Annotated in this window: 12 protein-coding genes; 5 read left to right on the top strand and 7 right to left on the bottom strand. The window is 64.5% G+C overall.

Features of this window, described 5'->3' with window-relative positions; translation table 11 throughout:
• Window positions 1-99 precede the first annotated feature (99 nt).
• Together BcanWU425_RS34310 and BcanWU425_RS34305 are read right to left on the bottom strand one after the other, a co-directional pair.
• Complete coding sequence (locus BcanWU425_RS34310; protein WP_204513297.1) at window positions 100-1458, bottom strand: flippase; 1359 nt, start codon at window positions 1456-1458, stop codon at window positions 100-102.
• A gap of 137 nt (window positions 1459-1595) precedes the next feature.
• Entirely contained in the window at window positions 1596-2435 is an 840-nt protein-coding gene (locus BcanWU425_RS34305; RefSeq protein ID WP_204513298.1) for a protein-disulfide reductase DsbD domain-containing protein, read from the bottom strand.
• A gap of 141 nt (window positions 2436-2576) precedes the next feature.
• Between BcanWU425_RS34305 and BcanWU425_RS34300 the strand changes: the two genes are divergently transcribed.
• Window positions 2577-3221: a YqgE/AlgH family protein gene (locus BcanWU425_RS34300; RefSeq protein ID WP_018454636.1), complete on the top strand. Its 645-nt coding sequence runs from the start codon at window positions 2577-2579 to the stop codon at window positions 3219-3221.
• Between the two features lie 157 nt (window positions 3222-3378).
• Here BcanWU425_RS34300 and BcanWU425_RS34295 read toward each other — a convergent pair whose 3' ends face one another.
• Together BcanWU425_RS34295 and BcanWU425_RS34290 are read right to left on the bottom strand one after the other, a co-directional pair.
• Window positions 3379-4266, bottom strand: a complete 888-nt coding sequence (locus BcanWU425_RS34295; protein WP_018454635.1) for a TauD/TfdA dioxygenase family protein — start codon at window positions 4264-4266, stop codon at window positions 3379-3381.
• Window positions 4267-4467: 201 nt separating this feature from the next.
• Window positions 4468-5247, bottom strand: coding sequence for an SDR family NAD(P)-dependent oxidoreductase (locus BcanWU425_RS34290; protein ID WP_018454634.1), 780 nt, complete (start codon window positions 5245-5247; stop codon window positions 4468-4470).
• Between the two features lie 99 nt (window positions 5248-5346).
• Here BcanWU425_RS34290 and BcanWU425_RS34285 point away from each other — a divergent pair, with 99 nt between their 5' ends.
• Together BcanWU425_RS34285 and BcanWU425_RS34280 are read left to right on the top strand one after the other, a co-directional pair.
• Window positions 5347-6084, top strand: coding sequence for an SDR family NAD(P)-dependent oxidoreductase (locus tag BcanWU425_RS34285; protein ID WP_018454633.1), 738 nt, complete (start codon window positions 5347-5349; stop codon window positions 6082-6084).
• Between the two features lie 73 nt (window positions 6085-6157).
• Window positions 6158-6526 (top strand): CsbD family protein, encoded by a 369-nt coding sequence (locus BcanWU425_RS34280; RefSeq protein WP_018454632.1) that lies wholly within the window; start codon window positions 6158-6160, stop codon window positions 6524-6526.
• A 174-nt stretch (window positions 6527-6700) separates the two neighbouring features.
• Here the strand turns inward: BcanWU425_RS34280 and BcanWU425_RS34275 are convergent, their stop codons facing one another.
• Both BcanWU425_RS34275 and BcanWU425_RS34270 read right to left on the bottom strand, forming a co-directional pair.
• Window positions 6701-8389, bottom strand: coding sequence for an SGNH/GDSL hydrolase family protein (locus BcanWU425_RS34275; protein WP_204513299.1), 1689 nt, complete (start codon window positions 8387-8389; stop codon window positions 6701-6703).
• 201 nt (window positions 8390-8590) lie between these two features.
• Complete coding sequence (locus BcanWU425_RS34270) at window positions 8591-9988, bottom strand: lytic murein transglycosylase (protein ID WP_204513300.1); 1398 nt, start codon at window positions 9986-9988, stop codon at window positions 8591-8593.
• A gap of 203 nt (window positions 9989-10191) precedes the next feature.
• Here BcanWU425_RS34270 and BcanWU425_RS34265 point away from each other — a divergent pair, with 203 nt between their 5' ends.
• Complete coding sequence (locus BcanWU425_RS34265; RefSeq protein WP_026232775.1) at window positions 10192-11067, top strand: UTP--glucose-1-phosphate uridylyltransferase; 876 nt, start codon at window positions 10192-10194, stop codon at window positions 11065-11067.
• 106 nt (window positions 11068-11173) lie between these two features.
• Here the strand turns inward: BcanWU425_RS34265 and BcanWU425_RS34260 are convergent, their stop codons facing one another.
• Window positions 11174-12670: a sensor domain-containing diguanylate cyclase gene (locus tag BcanWU425_RS34260; protein ID WP_085351759.1), complete on the bottom strand. Its 1497-nt coding sequence runs from the start codon at window positions 12668-12670 to the stop codon at window positions 11174-11176.
• A 144-nt stretch (window positions 12671-12814) separates the two neighbouring features.
• Here BcanWU425_RS34260 and BcanWU425_RS34255 point away from each other — a divergent pair, with 144 nt between their 5' ends.
• Complete coding sequence (locus tag BcanWU425_RS34255; RefSeq protein ID WP_018454627.1) at window positions 12815-13084, top strand: DUF7662 domain-containing protein; 270 nt, start codon at window positions 12815-12817, stop codon at window positions 13082-13084.
• The last annotated feature ends 5 nt before the right edge of the window (window positions 13085-13089 follow it).

Raw genomic sequence — 13089 nt, 5'->3', positions numbered from 1 at the left:
GTGCTGTGCCCTTGGCAATAAATAGGTGTTTCGCGTTGTTCCGGGGCATGCTTCGAAGCAGCCGTTCCCCGAGAGCAGCACGCGAAGGCAGTCGGAAGTCTATTTCCCAAACGCCAGCACGTGCAGGCCGAGCCGCTGTCGCACGATCCAGAACAGCAGCACCGTCTCGAAACTGAGCGAGATCGAGGTCGCGGCCGCCGCGCCATGGCCGCCGAAGCGCGGCACCAACGCGATGCAGAGCACCAGGTTCATCGCAAAGGCCAGCGCATAGGCCAGCGCGCAGAGCTTCTGCTGGCCGAGCATGTTGAGCAGCCGTTCGACCGGGCCGATCGCGGCACGGACCACGAGGCCAATCGCGGCGACGAACATGATGTCGTAGCCGATCACGAATTGCGGCCCGAACAGCCAGAGCAGGGGCTTGCCGAGCGCGAGCAGCACGATGGTCGCCGCCAGCGACGGCCAGAACGTCCAGTTGATGGCATGCGCCACGTAAGCCGACAGCCGCGCCTTGTCGCCAGCCGCGTTGTATTCGGCGAAGCGATGCGCGGTCGTCGCCGACATCGCGTAGTGGATGAAGGAGACCAGCGCCAGCGTCTTCACCACGGCAAAATAGACGCCGACCTCGTCGGAGGGGCGGAACTGCTGAAGCACCAGCACGTCGGTATAGGACAGCAGCAAATAGAAGCTTTCGACCAGCAGGATCGGCAGCGACACGGCGAGCCAGCCGCCGACGTCGTAGGCCTTGGGGCCCGCCTCGATGTGATCGGCGAGCTTGCGGTTCAGCACCACCATCTGCCCGGTCATCGCGATCCACACCGCGCCTGCGCTCGCGATCATCGCGGCAACCGCGCCGAGATGATAGCCGAGCAGGAAGGCGCAAGCCGTGATGCCGATGATCAGTGTCTGGCGGATGATGAATTGCGGCATCAGGCCGAGTTGCATCCAGTCATGCGAACGGGCGATGCCGTCCTGGGTGTTGGCGACGACGAAAGCGGGCAGCGTCATGCAGCCGATGTAGAGCGGCAGCACTTCGGCGGGATCGATCCAGGGCGAGAGCAATTTGACGATGCCCGCGAGGCCGAGCGAGACCAGCGTGGAGGCGCAAAAGGTCAGCCAGCGGCTGCCCGAGAGAAAGCCGCGCAGCAGCGCATGCTCGCCACGGCTGCGGTATTCCGGAATGATCTTTTGCGCGGAGGCCGAGATGCCAAAGTCCATCATGCTGCCGAGCAGCAGCACCCAGGTCCAGACATAGACATAGACGCCGTAGTCCGACGTCCCCATCCAGCGCGCGAGCAGGACCTGCGAGAAATATGCAAGGCCGGCGCTGATCACGCGGATGAGGAAGATGGTGCCTGCGAGCCGCCGCGTCAGCGACGCTTCGCTCGACCCGCCCGTCAATTTGTCGCGCAGCCGCGCGATGAGGCCGGCAGGTCCGGTCGTTGCGGGTTCTGCATCCATCACGGCCAATTCGAAGGATCCCGAGGCGCACACGAATGCTGCGGCAGACTTGCCGCAGTAGCCCTGGGGATTAGCAACCATTCGTTAAGATTCGGTTGGATCAAAGATGTCGTCCGGGCGAATGCCAGGACGACCACTCACTCCAGATTGGTATTGAACTCGTACGACTTCTCCGGTCCGACCAGCGTGAACTTCAGCGCTGCGCCGCCGGGCTGGGCGCCCGGCGGCAGGCCGTCGAGCTCGAAAGAAAATCGCTTCACGCCCGGTGGGCTGGGCTCGACCGGTGCCGGGATGGGCAGCGCCCAATCGGGCGTCGGACCTTCCACGAACAGATTGACGGTGCGCGCATCCGGAACGACCACGTCGACCACCACATTCTTGGGTCCGTCACGCTTGACGTCGCGGATGGTGAGCGGGTTGGGATCGCCGATGGTGGCAGGCTTGGGCACGGTGTCGAGCGCTGCACGCAAATTGGCGTCCTCGGTCGAGGCGACGCTGTTGAAGCCAAGCTCGGCGCGGGCCTCGACGGGAATGCAAAGCTTTTCGCACACCGCATAATTGATCTCGGCGCGCAACGTCACTGGCTTGTCGGCCGCCTTGGCGATGATGCGCAGGGGCAGCACGATCTGGTCGTGATAGCCGATCGAATGGCCGCCCGCGCCGTCGTCGAATTTCTGCGGGGCCGGCCACATCACCGTCACCGCTTCGACATTGTCGGATTTCGAGAAATCGAACCGCGGCGGAACGCCGGAATCGCCCGGCATGCGCCAATAGGTTTTCCAGCCGGGCTGGATCTGGAAGGCGATACCGCCGAGCAGGACGGCGCCGCTGCGCGATCCTGCCAGCAACCGCACCGCGGAATGTCCGTCGCGCTGCCACGGCGATGCGTCGTCGGCACGGGCCGCAAGCGCCAGCGACGACGCGAGCAGGGTTGTCGCGACGCCAATCGCCGCACGCCGGGGAACTCTTGTCAGCATGGTACGTCTTTACAGGGTCGCCCCGCGGCAAACCATTGAATTGCTTGTGATGGATGCACTTGAATCAAGTCCCTGAAAGCCTTGATTTGACAGCGGCCCGGCCCGACATCAGGATAGGAATGAAACCGGAGTGCTTCACCGATGGCTCCCACAGGCAAGAGGACGGGCGAAAGCACCCGCAAGCCAGCCCCCGCGCTCCCGAGTTCGGCGGGCTACCTCGACGGCCAGCTGTTGATCGCCATGCCCGTGATGGGCGACGAGCGCTTCGAGCGCTCGGTGATCTATCTCTGCGCCCACTCCGCCGAAGGCGCGATGGGCATCATCGTCAACCACCCGGCCGGCAGCATCGACTTCCCCGAGCTGTTGCAGCAGCTCGGCATCATCAACAAGGGCGAGCACATCAAGCTGCCGGAGAATGCCGAAAGCATGAAGGTGCTGCGCGGCGGTCCGGTCGATACCGGCCGCGGCTTCGTGCTGCATTCCAGTGATTTCTACATCGAGAACGCGACGCTGCGGATCGACGACGGCGTCTGCCTCACCGCGACCGTCGACATCCTGCGCGCGATCGCCAACGGCTCCGGCCCCAAGCACGCCATCCTGGCGCTCGGCTATGCCGGCTGGGCGCCGGGCCAGCTCGAGACCGAAATCCAGAGCAATGGCTGGCTGCATTGCGACGCGGATTCGGATTTGATCTTCGGCGACGACGTCGACGAAAAATACGGACGCGCGCTGCGCAAGATCGGCATCGATCCTGGCATGCTCTCGAACGAGGCGGGGCACGCGTAGCGCCTCAGTGTCGTCCTGGCGAAGGTCAGGACCCATTACCCCAGGCTGCAATTGTTGAAGCAGGCTGGCAACCACCAGCCTTCGCCGAACTGGACATCGGTGGTAATGGGTCCTGGATCGGCGCTGCTTCGCTCGCTGGTCCAGGACGACTGGAGAACTACTCCGCCGCCTGCTGCTGCACCGTTGGCTCCGTGCCCGCCACCGTCGCGCGGCGCATGTCACGGGGCTGCGACTGGTCGTAGCGGCGGACGCGGTGCATGGTCTGGCGGTTGTCCCACATCACGAGGTCATGCAGCTTCCATTTGTGGACGTAGACGAACTCGCTTTGTGTGGCGTGCTCGTTGAGATCGCGCAGCAGCAGCCTTCCCTCGGGGACGCTCATGCCGACAATCTTGCCGGCATGCGATGAGAGATAGAGCGACTTGCGGCGATGGACCGGGTGGGTGCGCACGAGACGTTGCATCACCGGCTTGAACATCTCCTTCTCCTCGTCGGTGTATTCTGTGAAGCCCAGCGATCCCCGCGAATACATCAGCGAGTGCTCGCAGACGAGATCCTCGATCTCCGCCTTGGTCTCGTCGTCGAGCGCGTCATAGGCCGCCCGCATGTCGGCGAATTCGGTATTGCCGCCCTTCGGGTTGAGCACGCGGGCCGACAGCAGCGAGAATTTTGCCGGGATAGGGCGGAACGAGCTGTCGGAATGCCACAAGCAATTGCCGAGGTTGAACAGGTGCGCGCGGCTGTCCTTTGCCAGCGGCTTGCCGTCCTTGCCGAGATTGGAAACGTCGTTCAGGCCCGATTGGAGCCGGTAGTCCTTCTCCTTCGTGACCGTGCCGCCGCGCGCGTCCTCGCGCTGGCCGAAGTTTAGCGCAAAGGCCATCTGCTGTTCGTCGGTGATGTCCTGGTCGTGGAACACCAGCACTGCATATTTGTCCATGGCGGCTTCGATCTCGCGCGCCTCGGCCTCGGTGAGAGGTTGCCGCAGGTCGAGGCCCGAGACCTCGCCGACAAAATGTTTGTGAAGCTGCCGGATGGCGATCGTCATGACGTTTCTCCCGCGAACCGCGAGCGGTTGGTCCCGCTCTGTCGAGGAAAAAGTTACTCCCGTAACAAGCGATGTCAACGCTGGGCGCGCATAGCTGCCCGTAGCCCGGATGGAGCGAAGCGTAATCCGGGGAGTCTTCCTGCGATGTGAGAACCCCGGATTGCGCTGCGCTCCATCCAGGCTACGCACCTTTGGTGCCGCTTACGCGTTGCGCGCCATCAGGCCGCCGTCGACAGGGATGACCGCGCCGGTGAGGAAGGACGCTGCCGGCAGGCACAGGCTCAGAGTCATGTGCGCGACCTCTTCCGGATCACCGTAGCGGCCGAGTGCCGTGCGGCGCTTGGCGTAGATGGTCTTGTGCTCTTCCGAGATCCGGTCGGTGATGGCGGTGCGGATCGGCCCCGGGCAAATGCAGTTGACGGTGATGCCCTCGCGGCCAAGCTCCACCGCGAGCGAGCGGGTGAGGCTGGCGACGCCGCCCTTCGCCGCCGAATAGGGGCCGTGCAATGCGGTGGCGCCGAGCGCCTCGGTCGAGGCGATGTTGACGATGCGCGGGCTCTTCGACTTGCGCAAGTGAGGCAGCGCGGCGCGGATGATGCGCGGATGCGCCGTCAGCATCACCGCGAGGCCCTTGGCCCAGGCTTCCTCATAGGCGTCGTCGTCGATCGCGACGCGCACGGAGATGCCGGCATTGTTGACGATGATGTCGAGTCCACCGAAATGTGCAGCGACGTCGCCGACCACGCGCTTGATCTTATCGCCGTCGGCAACGTCGAGCTTCCAGGCTTTCGCGGCGCCGCCGCTTGCCACGATCTCCTTCGCGACGGCCAGCGCGCCCTGCTCGTCATAATCGGTGACGGCAACGTTCGCGCCCTCAGTGGCAAACACGCGCGCCGTCGCGCGTCCCATGCCGCTGGCCGCGCCGGTAACGAGAACGGTCAGGCCCTTCACGGACCGGCTGAGTTGTTTGAAATCGGCCATGCTGTTTCCTCTGAGCCCTGCTTGTTCTTGTTGTGATTGACAAGGCTGTCATCGATCCGCAGACAGGTCAAACAAGCAAGACAATGAGGGAGGCCAGCGATGACGAACGAGCTCGATTTCTCAGGCAAGCAGGTGCTGGTTGTCGGCGGATCCAGCGGCATCGGCAACGGCATTGCGCAAGCCTTTCGCGTCAGGGGCGCGCAGGTTGCGGTCTGCGGCACGCGTGCTCACGCGAAGGAATATTCGCAAGCTGAAGGCTCGGATCTCACCGGTCTTTCCTATGCGCAGCTCGACGTCGGCAATGCCGGAGCGGTCGAAGCGTTCAAGCCGTCGTTCGATCGGCTCGATATCCTGGTGCTCGCACAGGGCGCGGTGCTCTATCGCCGCGGCGAGTTCGAGATGGCGGGCTTTCGCAAGGTCGTCGAGGTCAATTTGATGAGCCTGATGGCCTGCGCCACGCGCTTCCATCCCATGTTGCGGGACGCGCGGGGATCGCTGATTATGGTGTCCTCGACCGCGGCCTATCATTCCACCATGGGCAATCCCGCTTACAACGCGTCGAAGACCGGCGCGGTCGGACTAACGCGGACGCTGGGCGAGGCCTGGGCCGAAGATGACATCCGCGTCAACGGCATCGCGCCCGGTCTGGTCGACACCAAGATGACGAAGGTGACGACCGACAATCCCAAGCGGCTCGAAGGTGCACTTTCACGCATTCCGCTGCGGCGATTGGGCACCCCGGCTGACATGGCGGGCGCGGCGCTGTTCCTGGCATCGCCGCTGTCGTCCTACATCATCGGCCAGACATTGGTCGTCGACGGCGGGCTGATTCTCTGAGTCCAATTTCAAGTCAGATGGAACTGCGCCGCTCCTGATCGGTTACTTGGGCTGACCCCCGAGGAGGAGCATCATGGATAAGGATCGGATTGTCGGATCGGCCAAGGAATTCGCCGGACGCGCGGAAGGCGCTATCGGAGATTTGGCTAGCGATACGCAGACACAGGCGTCCGGCAAGGCACGTGAAGCCGCCGGCAGTGTGCAGAATCTTTACGGCCAGGCCAAGGATGCCGTACGTGACGCCACGGACACCGCGGCAAGCTATGCCAAGGACGCCTACGACAAGCCGGCCGAAACCTTGCGTGACGGCTCGCAGGCGATTGCCCAGAAGGTGCAGGACAACCCGATGGGCGCGCTGCTGGTCGCCGGCGGCATCGGCTTTGCACTGGCACTGCTGATGGCGCGGCCTTCGCGCCGCCCGCCGCCGCGCTGGCGCTACTAGGCTAAAGCCAACGCGCGATAAGCATCAGGGCCCCGGACGCAGCGCGGCGCGTACGCCGCGTTGCCGAGCCGGGGCCCATTCTTTTTGTGACTGTCGGACGAGCTGGGTCCCGGCTCTGCGCAGCAGCGTTTCCCGCTGCAGCGCGTCCGGGACACGAGAGCTCAGCTTAGAAAATTATCGGAACACTTCCGCCGATCGCCCGACGTTGCCAGGCGGACGCGGGATCGCAGGGTTGGGATTCGGATTGCGCGGCGCCGGCGCCAATTGACGCGGCGGGGGCGGCGGCGAGCCAAAGCCGAAGAAATCGCGCATCGATGGCGCTGCCTGTGCCGGTTGCTGCGGCGCCGGTGGCTTCTTCGGCGCAAGCTTTGGCGGGGCGATCGCCGCGGCCGCACCCGGCGTACCGCCATCGGGTGTCGTCGTGGCGACCGGCGTATCGCCCTTGGCCTGCTCGCGGCCGACTTCGCGGCGCGGCCAGGCATAATCGTCGGCGCGGCCGGCGGGCGCAGCCAGTGGCTCGCCCTTCACCATCGTCTTCGCAGCGAGCGCATCGACGGCGGCAGGACGTGAGCCCGGCCCACCCAGCAATTGATCGGTCGAGATCGAGGCCGCAACCAGCGGCACGATCGGACCGGCCAGCGGCCGCGGCGCGGGCTTGCCGGGTTCGGCACTGGTGTCGGGGGTCGCCGGTTCGCTCGGCAGCGCGATCGGGCCGGAGCGCCCGGCGAGCAGGCGGGTGATCTCGCGCTCGACATAGTGGGCGAGCTTGCGCGCGCCGGGTTTCGTGAAATAGACGCCGTCACCGCTGCGGAGCTGACGGATCTGGCCTTCGAAGTCCGGGCCCTTCTGCAAGAAGCGGCCGGCTTCGTCGACAAAGCCGTCCCAGACGTCGACATAGGTGATGCCGGCCTTGGCCGCGCCTTCGCGATAGAGCGAATCCAGGAACAGCATGTCCGCAGTGCCCTTGGGGCCACGGATGGCGGGCAGGCCGACCCAGAGCACCGGCACGCCCTTGGACTTGAGGACGTTGGCGAGCTCCTCGATCTTCTTGCCGTAGAGCTCGACCCAGCGCTCGTCGCGGAATTCGTAAAGGCCGTTCGGGTTGCGCGCGGTCTTCTCGGGCGCGGCGACCGCCGGTGCGTCAGCGTTGTCGGCATCATCCTGGGGCAGGTCGGCATCGGCCGGCTTGTCATCCGGCTTCGCGGCGGTGTCGCCGGGCTTGGCATCGGCAGGCTTGGCCGGTGGTTTGCCGCGCGCGCCCTTGTCGTTCTTCTTGTCCTTGTCCGTCGCCTTGTCCGATTTATCGGGTGCTGCCGCCTCGCGGATCGCGATGCGGTCGTTGAGGCCGAGCATCACCACGATCACGTCGGGCTTCTCGGTCTCGAGAATGCCCTTCGCAGCAGCGGTCCAGTCCGAGGGCTCGCCTTTGGGCTGGTACTTGATCAGGCCCGACGTGGTCTTGTGCTTGCGGATCACGCCCATGTCGGGCTGCTCGGTGTAGGCGTCCTCCAGGCCGTAGGCGAGCCAGTCAGCCATGGCGTCGCCGATCACCAGCACGTTCCTGTCGGGAATGGTGTCGCGCTTGGCCGGCGCCGGTGCGCGCGAAAAATCCTGGCGCGGCGCTTGCGGCTGTTGCTGCTGGAACGGCGCGAAGAAGTCGCCGCCGAACCATCCGCCGCCTCCGCCTCCGCCGTTGCGCGGCGGCGGCGGAGCCGAGCGCTGCGGCGGGCCGCCGAAGCCGGGGAAGTTGAAGAACTGCGCCGAGGCGGGTCCCGCGACCGACACCAGAATCGCAAGCGCCGTCCCCAGCGCGATCAGCGGGCCAGTCTCGGTCAGCACCTTGAACAGGGACTTCTTCGACATGCGATCTCGGCACGTGCAATAGGGATCAGGACAGGCTCGATATAATAACGGAATCGGGCGCCAAACGGGCAGATTCTCTTTCAGATTCTCTTCAGATCCTTGAGATCCGTGCCCAGAATTATTGGCCCATACACGGCGAACCGCCGCCCCGGTCAAGACTGCCGGCCAAAATCCCTGTTCAGGGTTACTTTCGGCGCGATTTTATTGCCCGCGCAGCCGATTCAGCGCGTCAGAGGAGGCAAATCCGTCCGCGGGGACCCCGATCGAGGCCTGGAAGTTGCGCAGGGCTTCCCGGGTCTGGCCGCCGAACTGGCCGTCCGGGGTGCCCTTGTAGAAGCCGCGCTGGGCCAGCAGCTGCTGGAGTTCCAGCCGCTCGGTCCGGGACAGCTCCCGTTCCTGCCGCGGCCAGGGCTGAACGAACGGCTGGCCGCCGCGGAGGCGATCGGCGAAATGGCCAATCGCCAGCGCATAGGCCTCGGCCGGGTTGTACTTCATGATGACCCGGAAGTTCTGCAGCATCAGGAAGCCGGGCCCTTGGGCACCGGCCGGCGCCAGCAGATAGGCCTTCTCGGCTGGATGCGGGAAGGGCTGGTTGGTCGGGCGCTTGAGGCCGAGCTTCTCCCACTGCGCTACCGTCATCGCCTTGGCGCGGTCGGCCAGCATGTAGTTGAAGCCTTGGGGCACCACGACCTCGTAGCCCCAGGTCTGGCCGGCCTGCCAGCCGTCCTTCTTCAGATTGTTGGCGGTCGACGCAATCAGGTCGGAGGGATTGTCGACGACGTCACGCCGGCCGTCGCCGTCGCCGTCCACGGCAAAGCGCTTGAATGCGGTCGGCATGAACTGGGTCGGGCCGAAGGCGCCGGCCCAGGAGCCGCGCAATTGTTCGGGCCTGAGATCGCCGCGGTTGAGGATCTCCAGCGCGGAGAGGAATTCGTCCTTGAAGTAAGCCTGGCGGCGGCCGATGCAGGCGAGCGTCGCGGTCGATTGCAGCACGCTGCGGTCGCCCATCTGCGTCGAGTAGTTGGACTCGATGCCCCAGATCGAGGCGATGACATAACGATCGACGCCGGTGGCTTTTTCGGTGGCCTCGAACTGCGCCTTGTATTTGGCCAGGACCTCGCGGCCCTTGGCGAGGCGGTTGTCGTTCACGAGGATGTCGAGATAATCCCAAATCGACTTGGTGAACTCGGGCTGCGAATCCATCAGGTCCATGATGCGCAGATCGGGCGCGAGGCCTGCCGTGAAGCGCTGGAAATTTTCCTGCGTGATGTTGCGCCGTGCGGCATCGGGCCACATGCCTGCGACGCAATTGTTGAAGTTACCCGCGGCCTCTCGGATCGCGGCGGCTGTCATCAGCGGATGCCCGGAGGCGCCATCCTCGCCGGTCCAAGGTTGAACTCCCGTTTGAGCGCCGCTGGGCCCGGGCGCTGCTGGCGAAGGCGCCTGGTTCGGGCCGGAGAAAATACCGCCGAACAGATTGGACAAACCGTTCTGAGCCTGCGCGCTGGCGGGAAGTGGGAACAGCAGGGCGGTCGCAATCATCGTCGCACCGGTCACGGACCCGCCCCGTTTTGCCAGCCCTGCCATTGATTGCATCATGTCCACACCTGTCCGGCCAAAATCCGCCCTCAGGAGGCCTGGTTACGGTTGCCAACAGCTTAACAAAGGTGAAATTTTGATGGTGGCCTTTTTCTTAACTCTGTGAGGATGAGGCCCCACATCCGCCTTTGTTGGCGGCTGCAAACAAGCTAGCAAGATGCCATTGCTCCCTTCACGTGTTCCTCAGGTATTCGATCAATCCCATGAAAATCCGCAAAGCCGTATTTCCCGTTGCCGGCCTCGGCACCCGCGTCCTGCCCGCCACCAAGGCGATGCCGAAGGAAATGCTGACGATCGTCGACAAGCCGCTGATCCAGTACGTCTATGACGAGGCGAGGGAAGCCGGCATCGAGCACTTCATCTTTGTCACCGGCCGCAACAAAAGTGTCATCGAAGATCATTTCGACCGGATGTTCGAGCTCGATGCGACGCTGGCCGCGCGCGGCAAGAAGACCGAGCAGGACGTTCTGGCGCAGAACCAGCCGGAGGCCGGCGCCGTCAGCTTCACCCGCCAGCAGGCGCCGCTCGGCCTCGGTCACGCGGTCTGGTGCGCACGCGACATCGTCGGCAACGAACCGTTCGCGGTCGTGCTGCCGGACGAACTCGTGCTCAATTCGCCCGGCTGCCTGAAGCAGATGATCGACACCGCCAGCAAGCTCGGCGAAAAATCCAACGTCATCGCGGTCGAGGCGGTGCCCGACCATCTGACCCATCAATACGGCATCTGCGGCGTCGGCAAACGCACCGGCAAGATGTTCGAGGTCGACGGCATGGTCGAGAAGCCGGCCAAGGGCACCGCGCCCTCCAACCTCTCGATCACCGGCCGCTACATCCTGCAGCCGGAGATCTTCAAGATCCTGGAGACCCAGGAGCGCGGCGCCGGCGGAGAGATCCAGCTCACCGATGCCATGATCGGCCTCGCCAGATCGCAAAGCTTCTACGGCGTCGAGTTCGAGGGCGAGCGCCATGATTGCGGCTCCAAGCCCGGCTTCCTCCGCGCCAACATCGCGTACGGACTGAAGCGGCCGGAGCTGCGTGACGGGCTCATTGCGGAAATGAAGAAGTATTTGGGGCAGTAGCGCTCCGCTCGTCATTGCGAGGAGCGAAGCGACGAATCAATCCAGGCTGTCTTCGCGGAGACAGTCTGGATTGCTTCGCTTCGCTCGCAATGACGGAACGAAACCCTCACGCCACCAGCGACAGCTTCGGCAAGCTTGCGACCACCGACTGGTTGCGGCCGCCGGCTTTTGCGGCGTAGAGCGCCTTGTCGGCGGCGGCGACCAGGATCGGCCAGTCCATGCCGGTGGTGGGAACGAGGCTCGCGATGCCGCAGGACACCGTCGAGCTCGTGTGGTCGTCGGACCATCCCTGCACCTTGGCGCGGATCTTCTCGGCCACCAGGAGGGCGTCCGTGACCGAGGTGCCCGGCAGCAGCACGGCGAATTCCTCACCGCCATAGCGCGCGGCGCAGTCGCCGGCGCGGCTCACCGAATCGGAAATGCAGATGGCGATGCCGACCAGCACCTGGTCGCCGGCCTGGTGGCCGAACGTGTCGTTGTAGGCCTTGAAGTGATCGGCATCGATCATCAACAGCGCGATCGGCGTCTGCTGCCGCATCGCGCGGCGCCATTCGACGTCGATCACCTGGTCGAACTTGCGGCGGTTCTTCAGGCCGGTGAGCGCGTCGGTCGTCGCCATCTCCTCGAGCTTGCGCTCGGCCTCGGCGCGCCGGCCGATCTCGCGCGCGAGCACCAGCGTCGATGCCAGCATGAACAGGCTGAGCGCCACGACCACGGCGCCGATGCGGTAGGCTTCCCTCTGCCAGAGCTCGAACACGGTGTTCAGTGGCTTACCTGCCACCACGAATAGCGGGCTGGTCCCACCGCTGCGGACATAGAGCCGCGGCGTGCCGTCGATCGGCCCCTGTCCGGCGAATGCGCTGCCGACCTTCAGATTTTCGGCCTTCCAGACCGGCCGGTCGGCCAGATTCGTGCCGATCACGTCGAGATCAAACGGCCGCCGCATCATGACGGTACGGTCGCGCCTGAGCACGGTGATGGTATCGTCGGGATCGAGGCTCAGCCGCTCGAACAATTCGTGGAAATAGCTGAAGCGGATCGATCCGGCGACGACGCCGAGAAAGCCGCCGTCGGTATCGCTGATGCGCCGGCTCAGCACGATCGAATAAGCGCCGCGGAACAGCATGGGACGGCTGATGAAGAGCCCGGCTTGCGGATTGTCCCGATGGGCCTTGAAGTAATCCTCGTCGCCCCGGTTCACGACAACGGGATCGAGCGTCGAGGCGTCAATGGTCAACCGGCCGTCGGCGTCGAACACCTGGATCGCGCCGAAATGCCTCGCCGTGGTCGAATGGTCGAACAGGATGAGGTGACGGATCGGCTTCGAGACCGTGGCGATTTCCGGCAGCAGCATGTTGCTGGCGACCGCCTTAAGGGCCAGATCGTAGATCTCGATGTTGCGGCTGACGTCGGACTCGATGGTCGTCGCCAGGTTTTCCAGCGTCTGGCGGGCGAGCGCCTCCTCGCCGCGGCGCATGTCCAGCATGACGTTGACGCAAATGGCGGAAAAGCCGATCACCGTCACCACGGACGAGATGATCAGCAGCTTCGCCGAAAGCCGCCATGGCCGGCGGGCCGTGACGTCGCGCCATCGAGACAACATCGTTTGCTCCCGACACCAGTGAATGCGCCCGAAAGCTTGAGTAGTGTTTAAGCCGGGACGGCGCTGCCGGAATGAGTTAAAAATTGGTTTCCGCGGCTCACGTTTTTGGGCAAAGCGGAGCTTCGACCAGCGAAGAGGACAGCGGTGAACGACTACGACGCGTTGCGCGATTATCTGATGCGGCAGAAGCAGGCGGAATTCGTGCTGACCTATGAACAGATCGAAGAGATTATCGGCGCGGCCCTGCCGCGCGCGGCGAATCGTGCCTCATGGTGGGACAGCCTGCGCAGCCCGGATATCCAGATGCCGCAACGCGAAGCCTGCCTCGCCGCGGGTTTCAAGGCGATGCGGATGCCGGACGGTGCGAGCGTGCGGTTCACCAAGCTGAAGAGTGACCGGCGCAGGCCTGGGTGAGGCGA

It is taken from the genome of Bradyrhizobium sp. WU425, assembly GCF_021052305.1.
In the GTDB taxonomy this organism is placed as follows: Bacteria; Pseudomonadota; Alphaproteobacteria; order Rhizobiales; family Xanthobacteraceae; genus Bradyrhizobium; species Bradyrhizobium canariense_D.
This window is presented reverse-complemented; position numbering and strand designations above follow the sequence as displayed.